Origin of the sequence: Cupriavidus pauculus (assembly GCF_003854935.1) — a bacterium.
Taxonomy (GTDB): Bacteria; Pseudomonadota; Gammaproteobacteria; order Burkholderiales; family Burkholderiaceae; genus Cupriavidus; species Cupriavidus pauculus_C.
The window spans coordinates 1,505,184-1,524,649 of sequence record NZ_CP033969.1; the positions used below are offsets into that span (position 1 = coordinate 1,505,184).

At 65.6% G+C, this 19,466-nt stretch carries 18 protein-coding genes; 13 read left to right on the forward strand and 5 right to left on the reverse strand.

The features are described from left to right. Window positions 1-61: 61 nt before the first annotated feature. The gene (locus EHF44_RS08640) at window positions 62-721 is read right to left on the reverse strand and encodes a response regulator (RefSeq protein ID WP_029051234.1); all 660 of its coding nucleotides are present in this window, start codon (window positions 719-721) and stop codon (window positions 62-64) included. A gap of 237 nt (window positions 722-958) precedes the next feature. Here EHF44_RS08640 and purN point away from each other — a divergent pair, with 237 nt between their 5' ends. From purN to nadC, 6 genes are all read left to right on the forward strand, one after another. After that, complete coding sequence (gene purN / locus EHF44_RS08645; protein ID WP_124685040.1) at window positions 959-1,618, forward strand: phosphoribosylglycinamide formyltransferase; 660 nt, start codon at window positions 959-961, stop codon at window positions 1,616-1,618. Beyond that, the gene (locus tag EHF44_RS08650) at window positions 1,615-3,009 is read left to right on the forward strand and encodes an RsmB/NOP family class I SAM-dependent RNA methyltransferase (RefSeq protein ID WP_124683367.1); all 1,395 of its coding nucleotides are present in this window, start codon (window positions 1,615-1,617) and stop codon (window positions 3,007-3,009) included. Before purN ends, EHF44_RS08650 begins: the two co-directional genes overlap by 4 nt. Before the next feature lie 37 nt (window positions 3,010-3,046). Continuing rightward, window positions 3,047-4,402, forward strand: coding sequence for a mechanosensitive ion channel family protein (locus tag EHF44_RS08655; protein ID WP_124683368.1), 1,356 nt, complete (start codon window positions 3,047-3,049; stop codon window positions 4,400-4,402). A gap of 308 nt (window positions 4,403-4,710) precedes the next feature. Then, window positions 4,711-5,901 carry a DesA family fatty acid desaturase gene (locus tag EHF44_RS08660; RefSeq protein WP_124683369.1) on the forward strand — a complete coding sequence of 397 codons (1,191 nt, stop codon included), beginning with the start codon at window positions 4,711-4,713 and terminating at the stop codon, window positions 5,899-5,901. Window positions 5,902-6,042: 141 nt separating this feature from the next. Then, on the forward strand, window positions 6,043-7,197 hold the full coding sequence (nadA, locus tag EHF44_RS08665; protein ID WP_124683370.1) for a quinolinate synthase NadA: 1,155 nt from the start codon (window positions 6,043-6,045) through the stop codon (window positions 7,195-7,197). Beyond that, on the forward strand, window positions 7,194-8,057 hold the full coding sequence (gene nadC, locus EHF44_RS08670; RefSeq protein ID WP_124683371.1) for a carboxylating nicotinate-nucleotide diphosphorylase: 864 nt from the start codon (window positions 7,194-7,196) through the stop codon (window positions 8,055-8,057). The genes nadA and nadC overlap by 4 nt, the downstream gene beginning before the upstream one ends. Window positions 8,058-8,166: 109 nt before the next feature. Here the strand turns inward: nadC and nadB are convergent, their stop codons facing one another. The 3 genes from nadB to rpmB all read right to left on the reverse strand — a co-directional run bounded on the left by nadB (window position 8,167) and on the right by rpmB (window position 10,386). Continuing rightward, the gene (nadB, locus tag EHF44_RS08675) at window positions 8,167-9,771 is read right to left on the reverse strand and encodes an L-aspartate oxidase (RefSeq protein ID WP_124683372.1); all 1,605 of its coding nucleotides are present in this window, start codon (window positions 9,769-9,771) and stop codon (window positions 8,167-8,169) included. 197 nt (window positions 9,772-9,968) lie between these two features. Next, complete coding sequence (gene rpmG / locus EHF44_RS08680) at window positions 9,969-10,139, reverse strand: 50S ribosomal protein L33 (protein WP_029051226.1); 171 nt, start codon at window positions 10,137-10,139, stop codon at window positions 9,969-9,971. A 13-nt stretch (window positions 10,140-10,152) separates the two neighbouring features. Next, the gene (rpmB, locus tag EHF44_RS08685) at window positions 10,153-10,386 is read right to left on the reverse strand and encodes a 50S ribosomal protein L28 (protein WP_008644908.1); all 234 of its coding nucleotides are present in this window, start codon (window positions 10,384-10,386) and stop codon (window positions 10,153-10,155) included. 382 nt (window positions 10,387-10,768) lie between these two features. Between rpmB and EHF44_RS08690 the strand changes: the two genes are divergently transcribed. The 7 genes from EHF44_RS08690 to EHF44_RS08720 all read left to right on the forward strand — a co-directional run bounded on the left by EHF44_RS08690 (window position 10,769) and on the right by EHF44_RS08720 (window position 17,928). After that, window positions 10,769-11,260, forward strand: a complete 492-nt coding sequence (locus EHF44_RS08690) for an FKBP-type peptidyl-prolyl cis-trans isomerase (protein ID WP_124683373.1) — start codon at window positions 10,769-10,771, stop codon at window positions 11,258-11,260. Further along, window positions 11,260-12,237, forward strand: a complete 978-nt coding sequence (gene ispH / locus EHF44_RS08695; RefSeq protein WP_124683374.1) for a 4-hydroxy-3-methylbut-2-enyl diphosphate reductase — start codon at window positions 11,260-11,262, stop codon at window positions 12,235-12,237. The genes EHF44_RS08690 and ispH overlap by 1 nt, the downstream gene beginning before the upstream one ends. 635 nt (window positions 12,238-12,872) lie before the next feature. Further along, on the forward strand, window positions 12,873-14,081 hold the full coding sequence (locus EHF44_RS08700; RefSeq protein WP_124683375.1) for a branched-chain amino acid ABC transporter substrate-binding protein: 1,209 nt from the start codon (window positions 12,873-12,875) through the stop codon (window positions 14,079-14,081). A gap of 219 nt (window positions 14,082-14,300) precedes the next feature. Next, window positions 14,301-15,236: a branched-chain amino acid ABC transporter permease gene (locus tag EHF44_RS08705; RefSeq protein WP_124683376.1), complete on the forward strand. Its 936-nt coding sequence runs from the start codon at window positions 14,301-14,303 to the stop codon at window positions 15,234-15,236. Window positions 15,237-15,249: 13 nt separating this feature from the next. After that, the gene (locus EHF44_RS08710) at window positions 15,250-16,404 is read left to right on the forward strand and encodes an ABC transporter permease subunit (RefSeq protein ID WP_124683377.1); all 1,155 of its coding nucleotides are present in this window, start codon (window positions 15,250-15,252) and stop codon (window positions 16,402-16,404) included. 13 nt (window positions 16,405-16,417) lie between these two features. Beyond that, window positions 16,418-17,194 (forward strand): ABC transporter ATP-binding protein, encoded by a 777-nt coding sequence (locus EHF44_RS08715; protein ID WP_124683378.1) that lies wholly within the window; start codon window positions 16,418-16,420, stop codon window positions 17,192-17,194. 17 nt (window positions 17,195-17,211) lie between these two features. Then, window positions 17,212-17,928 carry an ABC transporter ATP-binding protein gene (locus tag EHF44_RS08720; protein ID WP_124683379.1) on the forward strand — a complete coding sequence of 239 codons (717 nt, stop codon included), beginning with the start codon at window positions 17,212-17,214 and terminating at the stop codon, window positions 17,926-17,928. A 167-nt stretch (window positions 17,929-18,095) separates the two neighbouring features. Here EHF44_RS08720 and EHF44_RS08725 read toward each other — a convergent pair whose 3' ends face one another. After that, window positions 18,096-19,283 carry an acetylornithine transaminase gene (locus EHF44_RS08725; protein ID WP_124683380.1) on the reverse strand — a complete coding sequence of 396 codons (1,188 nt, stop codon included), beginning with the start codon at window positions 19,281-19,283 and terminating at the stop codon, window positions 18,096-18,098. Window positions 19,284-19,466 lie beyond the last annotated feature (183 nt).

Consider the following 19,466-nt stretch of genomic DNA (forward strand, 5'->3'; position numbering starts at 1 on the left):
AACAACGCCGCCCGGAGTGGGCGGCGTTTTGCATGGCGATCCCGCGATGGTGCGGTGGCGCTTACTGGCGCAGGCGGAAGCGTTCCATCCGCGACATCACCTGCATGCGCGTGCGCACGCCCAGGCGCTGCAGGATGGCGGAGACGTGTTCCTTCACCGTGTTCTCGGTCAGGCCCAGCTTGCGCGCGATGACCTTGTTCGGCAGCCCTTCGAGCACCAGCGCCAGCACCGAGCCCTGGCGCGGCGTCAGGCCCAGCTCGGCCGGGGTGACCGGAATGCCGTGCGCGGGACCGAACGATTGCGAGCGGCCGGACAATGCCTCGTCCGACGGAAAGCTCGTATCGCCGGCCAGCACCTTGCGCACGGCCGCGGTGAAGGCGTTGGCATCGAGATGCTTGCCGACAAAGCCGCACGCGGACAGCGCCCGTGCGCGCCCGACGATCTCGGGCGTGGCCTCGGCGGACATGAAGATGAAGCGCGCGCCCGGAATCACGGTCTTGAACGCCTGCATGGCATCGAAGCCGGTGCCATCGTTCAGCCAGATATCGAGCAGCACGATATCGGGACGGAGTCCCTGGTTCAGCGAGTGGAGAGCTTCCTTGGCACTACCGGCGGCATGGACGGCGACGTCGGGCATCACCTCCGCCAGGAAGGCGGTGGTGCCGGAAAGAGCCATAGGATGATCATCGACCACCAACAAAGTCGGTGCAGCGTTCGACATGCGTATTCCCGTCTAATTTCCCGTTTCGTCCTTGTTGTCACCGTATTCGCGGAATCCGGCGCGTGGACGTAGGGCCCACTCTATCAGAGCGGGGTGCGCGTCACAATCCGTCACACTGGGGTGTTTTTTCTTGCAACACGGACGCAAAGCGTTGTGGGAGGCGCGTTTCGCGGTAATTAAGTACCTATTGAGCACGGATTGCAAGCGTTTGGACAACAGCTTGGTAGAATCGCGGCGATGAAAAATATTGTCATATTGATTTCCGGGCGTGGCTCCAATATGGAAGCGATCGTCCGGGCCTGCGCAGCCGAGCATTGGCCGGCGCGCGTGGCCGCGGTGCTGTCCAACCGGCCCGATGCCACGGGCCTGCAGTTCGCCGCCAGCCACGGCATTGCCACAGGTGTGGTGGACCACAAGCAGTTTCCCGATCGTGAGCAGTTCGATGCGGCGATGCGCGATGCCATCGACGCGTTCCAGCCCGACCTGGTCGTGCTGGCCGGCTTCATGCGTATCCTGACCGACGGCTTTGTCGAGCACTACGCGGGCCGGATGCTGAATATCCATCCGTCGCTGCTGCCGAGCTTTCCCGGCATGCACACGCATCGCCAGGCGCTGGAGGCCGGCGTGAAGCTGCATGGCGCGACCGTGCATTTCGTCACGCCGCAGCTGGACCACGGCCCGATCGTGATGCAGGCCGCGCTCGATGTTCTGCCAGGCGACACGCCCGAGTCGCTGGCCGATCGTTTGCTCGATAGCGAACATGTGATTTACCCGCGCGCCGTGCGCTGGTTCGTCGAAGACCGCCTGCATGTGCAGGACGGTGTCGTTCAAGTTCAACCGGCCGAGCCCCAATGGTTCATGGCCATCTCGCCCACCGAGGCAGGAAAACAGCCATGACTCGTCAAGATACCCAGACCACCCGGGACAATCGCCAACGCCCGCGCAGCAGCAAGGGCAAGGCCAGTCCGATTCGCAAGCCGCAGGGCGCGCAGGCCGGTCACGCGCCGCGCACGCCCGGCAGCCTCCAGGCATTCCATCTGCAGCACATCGACCGCGTGCTCGGCAAGGTGCTGCTGTTCGCGCGCCCGGCCGATGCGGTGGTGAGCCACTACTTCCGCGAAAATAGCAAACTTGGCCATCGTGACCGAGGAATCATCGCTGAAGCAGTTTTCGCAGTGTTGCGTCGACGCGTCGAATTCGGTCAATTTGCCGAAAGCGGCACCGGCGCCGCCACGCGTCGCCTGGGCCTGCTGGGCCTGGCCGCCACGCTGGGCCGCGACACGCTGACGCCGTTCCTGTATCCCGACGAAGCCGAATGGCTGGACCGCCTGACCACGATCGAGCGCTCCAGCCTGGCGCCGCGCGTGCGGGCCAATTTGCCGGAATGGCTCTATGACGACCTTGTCGCACGTCATGGCGAGGCGTTCACGACGGCGATGGGCGATGCATGGCTGCGGCCCGCGCCGCTGGACCTGCGCGTGAACACCGCCAAGCTGTCGCGCGAAGAGGCGCTGGCGGAACTGCAGACGGCAGGCATTGTGGCCGAGCCGGCGCCGATGGCGCCCGCGGGCATCCGCCTCAAGGGCAAGCCGGCGCTGAACCAGTTGCCGCTGTTCATCAACGGCGGTGTCGAGGTGCAGGACGAAGGCAGCCAGTTGCTGTGCCACCTGCTGGCCCCGCGCCGTGGCGAGATGGTGGTGGATTTCTGCGCTGGCGCGGGCGGCAAGACGCTGGCACTGGGCGTGGCGATGCGCTCGACGGGACGCCTCTACGCATTCGACGTGTCCGAGAAGCGCCTGGCCAACCTCAAGCCGCGCCTGGCGCGTAGTGGTTTGTCCAATGTGCATCCGGTGCTGATCGATTCGGAGCGCGACGCCAAGGTCAAGCGCCTGGCCGGCAAGATCGACCGGGTGCTGGTCGATGCGCCGTGCAGCGGCCTGGGTACGCTGCGCCGGAATCCGGACCTCAAGTGGCGCCAGACGCCGGAATCGGTGGTCGAGCTGACCGCCAAGCAGGGCGCCATCCTCGAAGCGGCCGCCAAGCTCGTGAAGGGCGGTGGACGTGTCGTGTACGCCACCTGTAGCGTCCTGGAGGCCGAAAACGAGGCGATCGTCCGCGATTTTCTAGCCAAGCACGAGAATTTCCGCTTGGTGCCCGTGGCTGAAGTGCTGGCCGAGCAGAAGATCGAAGTGCGTGACTTGCCGGCCGAAGGCGGCATGTTGGCGCTGTATCCGCACATCCACCAGACCGACGGCTTCTTTGCGGCGGTGCTGGAACGCACGCGCTGATTCGGATGATGGCTGGATCGCTGCCGAAAGCCGCCCGATGAACGCCGATACGCTCGTGGCGCTGACGCGCTCGCATTCCGTGATGGGCAAGATGCTCCAGGATCTTATCGACGATGCGGGCGGGCAGGGCTTCTTCTGGCAGATCGGCATCCTGCTGGGATGCCTGCTGGTGGCGTGGCCGCTGGCGCGCCACGTCATCAAACGGCTCGAAGCCCGGCACGAGACGTCCAGCTTCGCGCTGCGGCTGGCCGCGGTCAGCCTGGAGCGGGCGATGTTCCCGCTGTTCGCGTGGCTGCTGGTGCTGGTGGCGCGCTACGCGCTGGCGCCGTTTGCCTCGGTCAGCGTGCTGAGGCTGGCGCTGGTGCCGCTGTTCGGCATCACGGCGCTGTACTTCGCGTTCTATATCCTGCGCCGCGTGATGTCGGCCAGCGGCCAGCTTCACGGCATGCTGGTGCTGGTCGAGAAGGTGCTGACCACGCTGGTTTGGCTTGGCATGGCGCTGTACGTGGTGGGGCTGCTGCCGGACGTGATTCACTGGATGGAATCGGTGCGGTTCCCGGTGGGCGGCAAGCACCCGATCAGCATCGCCGAGGCGCTGATGGGCGTGATCTGGATCCTGCTGACCGTGCTGGTGGCGCTGTGGTTCGGCTCCTGGCTCGAAGAGCGGCTGATGCGGGCCAGGACGCTGGACGCGAACCTCAAGGTGGTGCTGACGCGCATCGCCAAGGCGCTGCTGCTGCTGGTGTCGCTGCTGCTGAGCCTGTCGCTGGTCGGCATCGACCTGACCGTGCTGTCGGTGTTCGGCGGGGCGCTGGGCGTCGGGCTGGGCCTGGGTTTGCAGAAGATCGCCAGCAACTACATCTCGGGGTTCATCATCCTGCTGGACCGCTCGGTCAAGCTGGGCGACCAGATCACGGTGGACAAGTACACTGGCATCGTGTCGCAGATCCGCACCCGCTACACCGTGGTGCGCAACGGCGACGGCGAGACGCTGGTGCCGAACGAGCAACTGGTGGCGCAGTCCGTGCAGAACCATTCGTTCTCCGGCACCAACGTGCGGGTGGCGGTGCGGGTGCAGGCCGACTACGCGAGCGACCCCGAGACGGTGATCGCGCTGCTGCAGGACGCTGTGCGCGATGTGCCACGTGTGCTGCCCGAACCGGCCCCGGCCGCGTTCCTGGTGGCCTTTGCCGACAGCGGTATCGAGTACGAAGCGGCGGTCTACATCGCCGATCCCGAAAACGGCAAGCTGGGCGTGCAGTCGGCGATGAATCGCGCAATCTGGCGGATCTTCCAGGCGAATGGCGTGTCCATTCCTTATCCGCAGCGGGAACTGCGGATCTTGCCGGGCGCCGGCGAGCCCGTGGCGGCGGCCGCGGTGCCACAGGACTGAGTGGCGCCAACGCCATCTGCGGAACGAATGGCGGCAGGCCCTATCAAAGTCGGGGAAAAAGCGGATGTCCCACCCGCCGCGATCCGGTAGAATTGCCGGTTGTCGCGGGTTGACCGAATCCCCGCTGCCCCACACCAGACAACCGCCAGATTGCAGCGGTTCGTGCCTCGGCCTGGCGCCCCCTCAGGGCAGCGCCCGCGCCAGAAAGCTATCGCAATCGCTGAATTTGCAGTCCTTTTTCTGCGCGACAGGTGCGCCGCACGGTGGTGCCGCGCTGCAAACACTCGTTTTACGACGGAGAACATAGTTTGTTCGACATTATTCTTGACTGGGCCGCCAACGGCCTTGCCAACTGGTCCTGGTGGGAGATCGTGATCTTCACGCTCGTGGTGACGCACATCACCATCGCGGGCGTCACCATCTTCCTGCACCGCTGCATGGCGCACCGGTCGCTGGACCTGCATCCCATCGCCCAGCACTTCTTCCGCTTCTGGCTCTGGCTGACCACCGGCATGGTGACCAAGGAATGGACCGCCATCCACCGCAAGCACCACGCCAAGTGCGAGACGGCCGACGACCCCCACAGCCCGCAGACGCGCGGCATCCGCAAGGTGCTGCTGGAAGGCGCCGAGCTGTACCGCACCGAGGCCAAGAACAAGGAAACGATTGCCAAGTTCGGCCACGGCACGCCTGACGACTGGATCGAGCGCAACGTGTATTCGCGCTTTGGCTGGCAGGGCGTGGGCCTGATGCTGATCATCGACCTGGCGCTGTTCGGCGTGATCGGCATGACCGTGTGGGCCGTGCAGATGCTGTGGATTCCGATCCACGCGGCCGGCATCATCAATGGCCTGGGCCACTGGTGGGGCTACCGCAACTACGATTGCGAGGATGCTTCGACCAACGTGTCGCCGTGGGGCTTCATCATCGGCGGCGAGGAACTGCACAACAACCACCACACGTACCCGACGTCGGCCAAGTTCTCGATCAAGTGGTACGAGATCGACGTGGGCTGGTGGTACATCCGCGCGATGCAGTCGGTGGGCCTGGCCAAGGTCAAGAAGACCCCGCCCAAGGCTCGCCTGGTGGAAGCGCGTCCGGTGGACCACAACACGCTGGAGGCGATCATCGCCAACCGCTACGACGTGATGGCCCGCTACGCCAAGGCGCTGAAGAGCGCGTACCGTGCCGAGCTGCGCAAGCACAAGGAAGGCAACTCGCCCGAGTACAAGAGCTACAAGCCCGCGCGCAAGTGGTTCCACCGCGAGGAAGTGAAGCTGGCCGCGCCGCAGCGCCAGCAACTGGCCAGCATCACCGAGCAGAACAAGATGCTGCACACCTACGTGGAAATGCGCCGCGAGCTGGCCGTGATCTGGGGCCGCTCGAACATGACGCGCGAGCAACTGCTGGCTCAGCTTCAGGCGTGGTGCCACCGCGCCGAGGCCAGCGGCATCCAGGCGCTGCAGGAGTTTTCGCTGCGTCTGCGCCGGTACGCCTGATACAATCGCCGACGCGCCCGTCATGGCTAAAAGCCCCGCCCCAGGCGGGGCTTTTCTTTTGGCTACACTCCCCCATGTTTCCGGCATAGATCGCGCGGCCGAGCGCGACGGCCCACGGGCGCCACGAGGAGTACTGCTTACATGACCCCACAAACGATCAAGACCGTCGAGTTCGAGAAACCGAACCTCGCGGATGCCGAGAACGCCGCTGGCGGCAGTTGCGTGGCCCACGCCTGGGCCAAGGTGCCGCCGGCGCTGACCCCCGACGAACGCAGCGCCCTGAAGGACCGCATCCGCCGCCTGCTCAAGGCGCGCAACGCGGTGCTGGTGGCGCACTATTACGTCGACGCCGACCTGCAGGACCTGGCCGAGGAAACCGGCGGCTGCGTGTCCGATTCCCTTGAGATGGCCCGCTTCGGCCGCGACCACGCCGCGCAGACGCTGGTGGTGGCCGGCGTGCGCTTCATGGGCGAGACCGCCAAGATCCTGAGCCCCGAGAAGACGATCCTGATGCCGGATCTCGACGCGACCTGCTCGCTCGACCTGGGCTGTCCGGCCGACGAATTCGCCGCGTTCTGCGACGCGCATCCGGACCGCACGGTCGTGGTCTACGCCAACACCAGCGCCGCCGTGAAGGCGCGCGCTGACTGGATGGTGACGTCAAGCATCGGGCTGAAGATCGTCGAGCACCTGCACGCGCGCGGCGAGAAGATCCTGTGGGCCCCGGACAAGCACCTGGGCAGCTACATCCAGAAGCAGACCGGCGCCGACATGCTGCTGTGGCAGGGCTCGTGCCTGGTCCACGACGAGTTCAAGGGTGTCGAGCTGGACCTGCTGCGCCGCGAGCACCCGAACGCCAGGATTCTGGTGCATCCCGAGTCGCCGGCGAACGTGGTGGCCCAGGCCGACGTGGTCGGCTCGACCAGCCAGCTGATCGCGGCCGCCCAGCAGCTCGACGCCAGGGAGTTCATCGTCGCGACCGACAACGGCATCCTGCACAAGATGCGCATGGCCGCGCCGGGCAAGCTGTTCATCGAAGCCCCCACGGCCGGCAACAGCGCCACGTGCAAGAGTTGCGCGCATTGCCCGTGGATGGCGATGAACGCGCTGACCAACCTGGCCGAGGTGCTGGAGACGGGCCGCAACGAGATCCACGTGGATCCGGCCATCGGCCGCCGCGCCGTGACCTGCATCGACCGCATGCTCGACTTTGCCGCCGCGCAGAAGGCCAACGTGCGGCCCGCCGCCGACCTCGCCCGCGAGGGCGCGCTGTTCCAGGGAGTCGGCCCGGCATGAGCGTGAATCCGTTGTTCGACAGCTACGGCCCGGCACTGGCCGCCGCGCTGGAAGCCAATGTGCGCGCCGCGATTGCCGAGGACGTGGGCACGGGCGACCTGACCGGCCTGCTGGTGCCGGCCGACAAGCCGGTGCAGGCGCGCGTGATCGTGCGCGAGGGGGCCGTGCTGTGCGGCCGTCCGTGGTTCGAAGCGTGCATGAAGGCCGTGGACGAGCGGCTGCGCGTGACGTGGCATCGGGAAGAAGGCGCGCGGATGGCGCCCGACGACCTGGTATGCGAGATCACCGGCCCCGCGCGCGCGCTGCTGACCGCCGAGCGGCCGTCGCTGAATTTCCTGCAACTGCTGTCGGGCGTGGCCACGGCCACCCGCCGCTATGCGGACCTGATCGCCGACACGCGGGCGCGCGTGCTGGACACCCGCAAGACGCTGCCGGGCCTGCGGCTCGCGCAGAAGTACGCGGTCAAGGTAGGCGGCGGCGAGAACCAGCGGCTGGCGCTCTACGACGGCATCCTGATCAAGGAAAACCACATCGCCGCCGCGGGCAGCATCACGGCCGCCGTGCAGGCGGCGCTGGCGCTGGGCACGCGGGCGTCGATCCAGGTCGAGGTCGAGTCGATCGCCGAGCTGGAAGAAGCGCTGACAGCCGGTGCGAAGTCCGTCCTGATCGACAATTTCACGCTCGACATGATGCGCGAGGCCGTGGCGATCAACCAGGGCCGGGCGCTGCTTGAGGTGTCGGGCGGCGTCAACTACGAGACCATCCGCCAGTTCGCCGAAACCGGCGTCGACCGCATCTCGGTGGGCGCGCTGACGAAGGACGTGCGTGCGACCGATTACTCGCTGCGGGTGGCGGGGTAGGGGTGGTTTTGCTCCCCTCTCCCGCTGGGAGATGGGTTGGGGGAGGGGGGGTGGGGGAGAGGGCGTTGAGGTTCAAAGTGAGACTTGTCTGGCCTTGAACCGCCGGCCCTCACCCCCGCCGCCGTGCCGCCCGTACCGTCATCGGTTGCAGCACGGTCGGCAGCGCCTTGGGCAGCGTGTCGGGGTAGTCGCGGCTGTAGTGCAGGCCGCGGCTTTCGTGGCGCGAGTAGGCGCCATCGACGATCATCGCGGCCACTTCCACGAGGTTGCGCAGTTCCAGCAGGTCGCGCGTGACGCGGAAGTTGGCGTAGTACTCGGCGATTTCCTCGCGCAGCAGGCCGATGCGGTGCTGCGCGCGTTCCAGCCGCTTGTCGGTGCGCACGATGCCGACGTAGTTCCACATCATCCGCCGCAGTTCGTCCCAGTTGTGCGAGACGACGACTTCCTCGTCGGCGTCCGACACGCGGCTCTCGTCCCAGGCGGGTAGCTGGACGTCGGGCGCGCCGGCCTTGCCTTGCGCGGCGATGTCGTCGGCGGCCGCCCGGCCGATCACCATGCATTCCAGCAGCGAATTCGACGCCAGCCGGTTGGCGCCGTGCAGCCCCGTGCAGCCGGTCTCGCCCACCGCGTAGAGACCGGCCACGTCAGTGCGTCCGGCCGTGTCGGTGACCACGCCACCGCAGGTGTAGTGGGCCGCCGGCACCACCGGGATCGGCTCGCGCGCGATGTCGATGCCAAGCTCCAGGCAGCGCGCGTGGATCGTTGGGAAATGTTCCTTCAGGAATGCCTCGGGCTGGTGCGTGATGTCCAGGTAGACGCAGTCCAGGCCGCGCTTCTTCATCTCGAAGTCGATGGCCCGCGCCACCACGTCACGCGGCGCCAGTTCGGCGCGGTCGTCGTGATCGGGCATGAAGCGCGTGCCGTCGGGCAGCTTTAGCAGGCCACCTTCGCCACGCACGGCTTCCGAAATCAGGAACGACTTGGCGTAGGGGTGGTAGAGGCAGGTCGGATGGAACTGGATGAATTCCATGTTGGCCACGCGGCAGCCCGCGCGCCATGCCATGGCGATGCCGTCGCCGGTGGCCGTGTCCGGGTTGGTCGTGTAGAGATAGACCTTGCCGGCGCCGCCGGCCGCCAGCACGGTCTGGGTGGCCGTGATGGTCCGCACCGTGTCGGTGGCCACGTCCAGCACGTAGAGCCCGTAGCAGCGGTTGCCGGGCAGGCCCAGCTTGGCCGACGTGATCAGGTCGATGGCGAACTGGTCTTCCAGGATCGTGATGTTGGGATGCCGGCGCGCCTGCTCGGCCAGCGTGGTGACCACGGCGTGGCCGGTGGCGTCTGCGGCGTGGATGATCCGCCGGCGGCTGTGGCCGCCTTCGCGCGTCAGGTGAAAGCCCAGTTCGGCCTGGTCGTCACGGGTGAACGGCACGCCGCGGTCAATCAGCCACTGGATCGCCTCCCGGCCGTGCTCGACGATGTAGCGCGTGGCCTCCTCGTCGCAGAGCCCGGCACCGGCCACCAGCGTGTCCTGCGTATGCTCGTCGTGGCTGTCGCCCGAATCCAGCACTGCCGCGATACCCCCCTGGGCCCAGTCGCTGGCGCCCGTCGTCATGGCGCGCTTGCTGAGGATGACCACCCGGTGGGTGTCGGCCAACTGCAACGCGACGGTAAGGCCGGCCAGACCGCTGCCGACGATCGCGACATCGAAGTTCATGGTGCAGGGGGATCGCTTTGGGGGCGAAAGCGTGATGGGGGAAGCGGGGAAGTCTACACCGGCTTGCCACAAAACTGACATCTTTCCCTTGTCTGACAAGGGTTGGCGGCCGATGGAAGGGCGCCCGGCGACACGGTGGGGCCCCAATGCAAAAAGCCCCGCGAATGCGAGGCTTTTGGCTGAAGACCATCGATCAATTACTTGATCTTGGTTTCCTTGTAAGGCACGTGCTTGCGGGCGATGGGATCGAACTTCGAGATCTCCATCTTTTCCGGCATGGTGCGCTTGTTCTTGGTGGTCGTGTAGAAATGACCGGTACCTGCGGTCGATTCCAGCTTGATCTTGTCGCGTCCGCCTTTGCTGGCCATGGTGTACTCCTAATTAGACTTCGCCGCGTGCGCGCAGGTCTGCGAGCACGGCGTCGATGCCTTTCTTGTCGATCAGGCGCAGACCGGCGTTCGAGACGCGCAGGCTCACCCAGCGGTTTTCCGATTCAACGAAGAAGCGGCGGTTCTGCAGGTTGGGCAGAAAACGGCGCTTGGTCTTGTTGTTTGCGTGGGAAACGTTGTTGCCGACCATCGGCGCTTTCCCGGTCACTTGACAGACGCGTGCCATGAAGCACTCCTAAATCTTATTCGTGGACAATGTTCGCAACAGATCAACAAAAGGCGCGCGGGCCCGGACTGCAGCGGATTGGTACTTCAGCGAAACGAACATTATAGACCGGAAACGAGCGGCGAATCAATGCCTTCCGAGAGTTTCGGAAGCGGGCCGTTGTGCCGTGCCGCTTGCGTCACGTACGGCGACGCCGATCGGCGGGTCTTGTTCCAGGGCACCGCGGCGGGGCGCGGTGCGGCCGCCACTGTAATCGGGCGGCCGGCGGAAGTCCAGCGCCGCGCGGCCGGCCGGGGTCGATATTTCCCGAAAGCGATGGGGGCGTCCCGGGCGGCGGACGGTGCAGTCGCTTACAATGGCGGCTGTTGACCGGTTGACTCCCATGACTTTGCAAACTACTCCGGCGCAGGCCGGCGCCGCGGACGCGTCCGCGCGCAAGACCGTCCAGGCCGATTCCTTCCTGACGCTGCACTACAGTATCGCCCTCGAGAACGGCACCGAAGTGGTGAGCACGTTCGAGGAAAAGCCGGCCACGCTGCTGCTGGGCCAGGGCCAGCTGGCGCCCACGCTGGAGCAGGCGCTGCTGGGCATGCCCGAAGGCCAGCGCATGACGTACCGGCTGGACCCGGACCATGCGTTCGGCCCGCGCAATCCCGAACTGCTGCAGTGGGTCTCGCTGGCCACGCTGCGCGAGAACAGCTCGTTCGAGGAGGAATACACGCCGGGCGATCTCGTCGAGTTCAACGCGCCCGGCGGCGGCAAGTACGCCGGTGTGCTGAAGGAATACGGCGACACCGCGGCGCTCTTCGATTTCAACCACCCGCTGGCCGGACAGACAATCCTGTTCGACGTCCAGCTGATCGGAATTCTCTGATGTCTGTCGTGGCCCCCGACCCTACTACCGCCGCCGACGCGGAAATCCTGATGGCGCAGCCGCGCGGCTTCTGCGCCGGCGTGGACCGTGCCATCGAAATCGTCGAGCGCGCGCTGTCGCTGTTCGGCGCGCCGATCTACGTGCGCCATGAAATCGTGCACAACGCCTATGTGGTGGCCGACCTGCGCAAGAAGGGTGCGATCTTCATCGACGAACTCGATGAAGTGCCGGCCGGCTCCACGGTCATCTTCAGCGCGCACGGCGTGTCGAAGGAAGTGCGCGCGGACGCCACGCGGCGCGGCCTGACCGTGTTCGACGCCACCTGCCCGCTGGTGACCAAGGTCCACGTGGAAGTGGGCAAGATGCGCGCCGAAGGCTGCGAGATCATCATGATCGGCCACAAGGGGCACCCCGAGGTGGAAGGCACGATGGGCCAGTCCGAGCACGGCATGCTGCTGGTGGAATCGGTCGACGACGTGAAGCGGCTGGAGGTCAAGGACCCGGCCCAGCTTGCCTACGTCACGCAGACCACGCTGTCGGTGGACGAGACCGCCGAGATCGTGGCCGCGCTCAAGACGCGCTTCCCGCTGATCCGCGAGCCGAAGAAGCAGGACATCTGCTACGCGACGCAGAACCGCCAGGACGCCGTGAAGTTCATGGTGCCGCAGGTGGAAGTGGTCATCGTGGTGGGCAGTCCGAACAGCTCGAACTCCAACCGCCTGCGCGAGCTGGCGGACCGCCTGGGCGTGCCGGCCTACATGGTCGACGACCCCGACCAGCTCAAGCCCGAGTGGGTGGCCGGCAAGCGCCGGATCGGCCTGACCGCGGGCGCGTCGGCGCCCGAGGCGCTGGCCCAGGCGATCGTCGAGCGCCTGCGCACGTTCGGCGTGAAGAGCGTGCGCGCGCTGGAAGGCGTCGAGGAGAACATGTCGTTCCCGCTGCCGCGCGGCCTGGCCAGCGTGTCGGTCCAGTCCTGATCCCCGGCGGCCCCGCCGCCCTGGCTGTTTCCCTGAACGCCGCTGGCCTGACCGCCAGCGGCGTTTTGCTTTTCCGGGCCGGTTGCACCGCTGCGGTGCGGCCGGTCGTACCCGCCCGCGCATACATTTGCCACCCGTCAGCGCGGGCGCCCTGCCGCGTGCGCGGCGCATTTGCGACGATTATCCCCGACCGGCTGTCCGGACACGCAGACAATATCAGGGTAATCCCGGGGAGTGGGGTTTTCCCTATTATGGTGCGGCGCTACATTCTGCACATTAGAGAACGCGCCCGGTATTTGGAATGAAATACCTAATTAATAGGACGGCATTATAGGTGGCGCCGGAAATGCTTGATTCAGCGCGCAAGCGGCTTCGCAGGCGCTGCAGGCATGATTCTTGAAAGCGTAGGAGACGGGTCTGCCAAGTGGGCGGAGATTGCCCCAATCTGTGCATTGGGGAAATTCCCTAGCTCAATTGGCGGGTAAATGGTTCAGGTTGTTGCGTCGCGTATTGCATCCGCAAAGAAAGGGGATACAATGCGCGCGTTTCAAATTGAAACTAAACAAAGGCGGTCCAGGGAATACGTCCGGGAGGCGTGTTATTTCCCTGTTTTTGTGAATCCTAGGAGATCACTCATGCAATTCACGTTTGCCAAGATTCTGCCGATCGCGGCCGCTGTGGCGCTGGTCGCTGCATGTGGCAAGAAGGAAGAAAAGCCGGCCGATGCGGCAGCATCCGCACCGGCAGCCGCCGCGGCCCCCGCCGCTGCCGCTGGTGGTGAAACCGTCGTCAAGATCGGCCACGCTGCGCCGCTGACGGGCGGCATTGCCCACCTTGGCAAGGACAACGAGAACGGCGCGCGCCTGGCCGTCGAGGAAGTGAACAAGACCGGTCTGGAGATCGGCGGCAAGAAGATCAAGCTGGAACTGGTTGGCGAAGACGACGCCGCCGACCCGAAGACCGGCACCGCCGTGGCGCAGAAGCTGGTGGATGCCAAGGTCGTGGCCGTGGTGGGCCACCTGAACTCGGGCGTGTCGATCCCGGCCTCGAAGATCTACAGCGATGCCGGCATCGTCCAGATCTCGCCGTCGTCGACCAACCCCGACTACACCAAGCAAGGCTTCAAGACGACCTACCGCGTGGTTGCCACCGACGCCCAGCAGGGCCCGGCACTGGCCAACTACGCTGCCAAGAGCCTGCAGGCCAAGAGCGTGGCCATCGTCGACGATGCCACCGCCTACGGCAAGGGCCTGGCCGACGAGTTCGAGAAGACCGCGAAGGCCGCCGGCGTGAACGTCGTGGCACGTGAAGCCACGAACGACAAGGCCACCGACTTCAAGGCCATCCTGACCAAGATCAAGGGCAAGAAGCCGGACGTGATCATGTACGGCGGCATGGACGCCACCGGCGGTCCGTTCGCCAAGCAGGCCAAGGAACTGGGCATCTCGTCGAAGATCGTCGGCGGTGACGGCGTCTGTACCGACAAGGTGGCTGAACTGGCCGGCGACGCCGTGACCAACATCATCTGCTCGGAAGCCGGCCTGGCCCTGTCCAAGATGGAAACCGGCGCCGACTTCGAGAAGCGCTACCAGGCCCGTTTCAACTCGCCGGTGCAGATCTACGCACCGTTCACCTATGACGCCGTCATGGTGATCGTGGATGCGATGAAGCGCGCCAACTCCGCCGAACCGGCAGCCATCCTGGCCGAAATGCCCAAGACGAACTACAAGGGCGTGATCGGCAACATCGCCTTCGACGAGAAGGGCGACATGAAGGAAGGCACCATCACGCTGTACGAGTACAAGGACAAGAAGAAGTCCGTCCTCGACGTCGTGAAGATGTAATCGGGCTTACCGGCCCCATCGAACGGCACCGTGAGTACCTTGCGGTGCCGTTCTTTTTAGTCTCGCCAACGTGTTATCAGCATCCTTACCATGGATGGAACAGGGCGGGCAGCACACCAGCAAACTCACTACCAACCTACCCGATCTATCCAACATTACCGTCCCTTCCCAAGGCATCCACACCATGCCGGCCGGAGCGGGGCTGAAGCAGGAGTTTTCATGGATATCTTTATCCAGCAGATCGTGAACGGTCTGGTGCTCGGCAGCATCTACGCGCTGATCGCACTGGGCTACACCATGGTCTACGGCATTCTGGGCATCATCAACTTCGCTCACGGCGACGTCCTGATGATTGGCGCGCTGACCGCTTTGTCGGCAATCATGGGGCTGCAGAAATTCGCCCCCGGCCTGCCCGAATGGCTGACGCTGGTGATCGCCACGCTGATCGCCATGCCCGTCTGTGCAGTGCTTGCCTACACGATCGAGCGGGTCGCCTACCGGCCGTTGCGCAATGCGCCGCGCCTGGCCCCGCTGATCACCGCGATCGGGGTCTCGATCATCCTCCAGACCATGGGGATGCTGATCTGGTCGCGCAACCCGCTGACGTTCCCGCAGCTGCTGCCGTCGGAACCGATCGACATCGGCTCCACCGGCGCCACCATCACCGGCAAGGAAATGGTCATCATCGGCCTGGCCGTGATGGTCATGGCCGGCCTGCTGGCCCTGGTGAACCGCACCAAGCTCGGCCGCGCCATGCGCGCCACCGCCGAGAACCAGAAGGTGGCGGGCCTGATGGGCGTGAACCCCAACTTCGTGATCTCCGCCACGTTCATGATCGGCGCCACGCTGGCGGCGCTGGCTGGCGTGATGATGGCGACCAACTACGGCAACGCCCACTTCTACATGGGCTTCATCCCGGGCCTGAAGGCGTTCACCGCCGCGGTGCTGGGCGGCATCGGCAACCTGGCTGGCGCCATGGTGGGCGGCATGCTGCTGGGCCTGATCGAGGCACTGGGCGCCGGCTACATCGGCGACCTGACCAATGGCGTGTTCGGTTCGAACTACCAGGACGTCTTTGCTTTCATCGTGCTGATCACCGTGCTCGTGTTCCGTCCGTCCGGCATCATGGGCGAACGTGTGGCAGACCGCGCCTGAGGAGAGAGAATCCATGAATACCCCGATTCCATCCACGGCCGTGGCCGCGCCGTCGCGCGTGCCGGCCAAGACGCTGGCCGCGCTGCTGGTGTTCCTGGCGGTGGCGCTCTGCGCGCCGTTCTTCGTCCAGTCCTTTGGCGGCAACTACTGGGTGCGCGTGCTGGATTTCGCGCTGCTCTACATCATGCTGGCGCTGGGCCTGAACATCGTGGTCGGCTTTGCCGGCCTGCTTGACCTGGGCTACATCGCGTTCTACGCGGTGGGGGCCTACAGCATGGCGCTGCTCGGGTCGCCGCACCTGGCCAACCAGTTCGAGTGGATCCAGCAACTGGCGCCCAACGGCGTCCACCTCACGATGTGGCTGGTGCTGCCCATCGCGGTGCTGATCGCGGCCACGTTCGGCGTGCTGCTGGGCGCGCCGACGCTGAAGCTGCGCGGCGACTACCTGGCCATCGTGACGCTGGGCTTTGGCGAGATCATCCGCATCTTCATGAACAACCTGGACCGTCCGGTCAACATCACCAACGGCCCCAAGGGCATCACGGCGGTAGACCCGGTGCACATCTTCGGCTTCGACTTCTCGAAATCGCACGAGATCTTCGGGATGAAGTTCACGCCGGTGTTCATGTACTACTACCTGCTGGTGTTCCTGGTCATCGTGATCGTGTTCATCTGCCTGCGCCTGCAGAACTCGCGGATCGGCCGCGCGTGGGTGGCCATCCGTGAAGATGAGATCGCCGCCAAGGCCATGGGCATCAACACCCGCAACATGAAGCTGCTGGCGTTTGCCATGGGTGCGTCGTTCGGCGGCGCCTCGGGCGCGGTGTTCGGCGCGTTCCAGGGCTTCGTGTCGCCGGAATCGTTCACGCTGTGGGAATCGATCTACATCCTGGCCATCGTGGTGCTGGGCGGCATGGGCCATATCCCGGGCGTGATCCTGGGCGGCATCCTGCTGGTGGGTTTCCAGGAACTGCTGCGCGTCGTGGCGGAACCGATGCAGACCGGCCTGTTCGGCCACGTGATCGTCGATGCCGAGGTGCTGCGCCAGCTTCTGTTCGGCCTGGCGCTGGTGGTGGTGATGCTGTATCGCCCGGCCGGCATCTGGCCGTCCCCGCGCAAGGAAGACCGCCCGGTGGTGCGCCGCGCGGGCAGCGTGGGCCGTTTCTGAACAGGAGGACAACATGAGCCAATCCGAATTCCTCCTGTCCGTACAGGGGGTCAACAAGCGTTTCGGCGGCCTGCAGGCGCTGTCCGATGTGGGCCTGCAGATCAAGCCCGGTGAAATCTACGGCCTGATCGGCCCCAACGGCGCGGGCAAGACCACGTTCTTCAACGTGATCACCGGCCTGTACACGCCCGATTCGGGCGAGTTCGTGCTGAACGGCGCGCCGTACCAGCCCACGGCCGTCCACGAGGTGGCCCGCACCGGCATTGCGCGCACGTTCCAGAACATCCGGCTGTTCGGCGACATGACCGCGCTGGAAAACGTGATGGTGGGCCGCCACGTGCGGACCAAGGCCGGCATCTTCGGCGCCGTGTTCCGCCCGCCCGCGGTGCGCCGCGAGGAAGAGGGCATCGAGGACATGGCCCACGACCTGCTGGACTACGTGGGCATTGGCAAGTACGCCAATTTCACGTCGCGCAACCTGTCGTACGGCCACCAGCGCCGCCTGGAAATCGCCCGCGCGCTGGCCACCGAGCCCAAGCTGCTGGCGCTGGACGAACCGGCCGCCGGCATGAATGCGACCGAGAAGGTGGAACTGCGCGGCCTGCTGGAGAAGATCCGCAACGATGGCAGGACCATCCTGCTGATCGAGCACGACGTGAAGCTCGTGATGGGCCTGTGCAACCGGCTGACCGTGCTGGACTACGGCAAGGTCATCGCCCAGGGCCTGCCGCACGAAGTCCAGAACAATCCTGCCGTGATCGAGGCCTACCTCGGCGCGTCGGCGCACTAAGGCGGGAGAGACGCAACATGACACAGACGATTCTCAAGATTTCCGGCCTGAAGGTGGCCTACGGCGGCATCCAGGCCGTCAAGGGCGTGGACGTGGAGATCCAGGACGGCGAACTGGTGACGCTGATCGGCGCCAACGGCGCCGGCAAGACCACCACGATGAAGGCCATCACCGGCCTGCAGGGCTGGGCCGGCGGCGACGTGGAGTACATGGGCAAGTCCATCAAGGGCGTGCCCAGCTACACGCTGCTCAAGCAGGGCCTGGCGATGGTGCCGGAAGGCCGCGGCGTGTTCGCGCGCATGACGATCACCGAGAACCTGCAGATGGGGGCGTACACGCGCAACGACGAGGCCGGCATCAAGGCCGACATCGACCGCATGTTCGAGACTTTCCCGCGCCTGAAGGAACGCGCCAACCAGCTTGCCGGCACGATGTCCGGCGGCGAGCAGCAGATGCTGGCCATGGCGCGCGCGCTGATGAGCCAGCCCAAGCTGCTGCTGCTGGACGAGCCGTCGATGGGCCTCTCGCCGATCATGGTCGAGAAGATCTTCGAGGTGGTGCGCACCGTGTCGGCCCAGGGTGTGACCGTGCTGCTGGTGGAGCAGAACGCACGCCTGGCGCTGCAGGCCGCCCACCGCGGCTACGTGATGGAGTCCGGCCTGATCACGATGAGCGGCGACGCCAAGCAGATGCTGGACGACCCGAAGGTGCGCGCCGCGTACCTGGGGGAATAAGCGGGCCAGCCGTCGGTGGGTCTGCTCCCCTCTCCCGAATGCGAGAGAGGGGCCGGGGGAGAGGGCTGGCAGCACAAGCTGCAAGGGCCGTCGGCAAGGACCAAAAAAAACGCCTCGCAACCGCGAGGCGTTTCTCATTGCCGGACCACTCCGGCCGAGGCTCAGGCTCAGCCCAGCTTCTTCAGCAGCTCGCGCAGCATGCCGATCATCTGGTCGATTTCCTCGCGCGTCACGTTCAGGGCCGGCATGAAGCGCAGCAGGTTCGGGCGCGGGGCGTTCAGCAGCAGGCCGGTCGGGTTCATCTCGCGGGCTTCTTCCACGATCTGCGGGCCGATGTCCTTGCCCAGCACCAGCGCGCGCAGCAGGCCCTCGCCGCGCTCGCCGCCCAGGCCGAACTCGGCCGACAGCGCCAGCAGCTGCTCGCGCAGGTAGGCGCCCTTGGCCTTTACGTCGTCCAGGAAGCCCGGCGCGGTCAACTGGGCGATCACCGAGCTTCCGACGGCCGTCATCAGCGGGTTGCCGTTGTAGGTGCCGCCCTGGTCGCCGGCCTCGAAGCTGGCCACGTCGGCCTTGCAGAGCAGGGCCGACAGCGGCACGCCACCGCCAATGCCCTTGCCCAGCGTCATGATGTCCGGCTCCACGCCCGACAGCTCGTACGCGAACAGCGTACCGCAGCGGCCACAGCCGGTCTGCACTTCATCGACGATGAACAGCAGCTTGTGCTTGTCGGCCAGCGCGCGCAGGCCCTGCATGAACTCGCGGCTGGCCGGGATCACGCCGCCTTCGCCCTGCACCGGCTCCAGCATGATGCCGACGGTCTTGTCGGTGATCAGCTTTTCCACCGATGCCAGGTTGTTCAGCTCGGCCTTCGGAAAGCCCGGCACCTGCGGCGCGAAGATGGTGTCCCAGCCGGCCTTGCCCGACGCGCTCATCGTCGCCAGCGTGCGGCCGTGGAAACTGTGGTCCATCGTGATGATCTCGAACGCGCCGTTCTTGTGCTTGCGGCCCCATTTGCGCGCCAGCTTGATCGCGCCCTCGTTGGCCTCGGCGCCGCTGTTGGCAAAGAAGACCTTGTCGAAGCAGCTGTTGTCGGTCAGCTGGCGGGCCAGCTTCAGCATCGGCTCGTTGTAGAACGCCGGGCTGGGGTTCAGCAGCTTGCGCGCCTGCTGCTCCAGCGCCTGGATCATGCCTTCGTTCGAGTGGCCCAGCGCGTTGACGGCCCAGCCTTGCACGAAGTCCAGGTATCGCTTGCCGTTATGGTCCGTCAGCCACGATCCCTTGCCTTCCGTGAAGACCAGTTCGGGGCGGTTGGTGATGTACATCAGCGATTGGACGGGATACTCGGCAAATGCCATGGCGGACTCCTGGGGTCGGCATGAAACGATGGACGGACAAAAGCAAAAAGCCACGGGGGATGCCCGTGGCTTGTTGACCTGAACAGACGCTGTCGACGGTCAGCCGCGCGGCACCCCGGAGGGGAGCAACGTACGAGCGCGGCGTCGGAGGATGGCGGTGTTCATGGCGGCCAATATAAGACG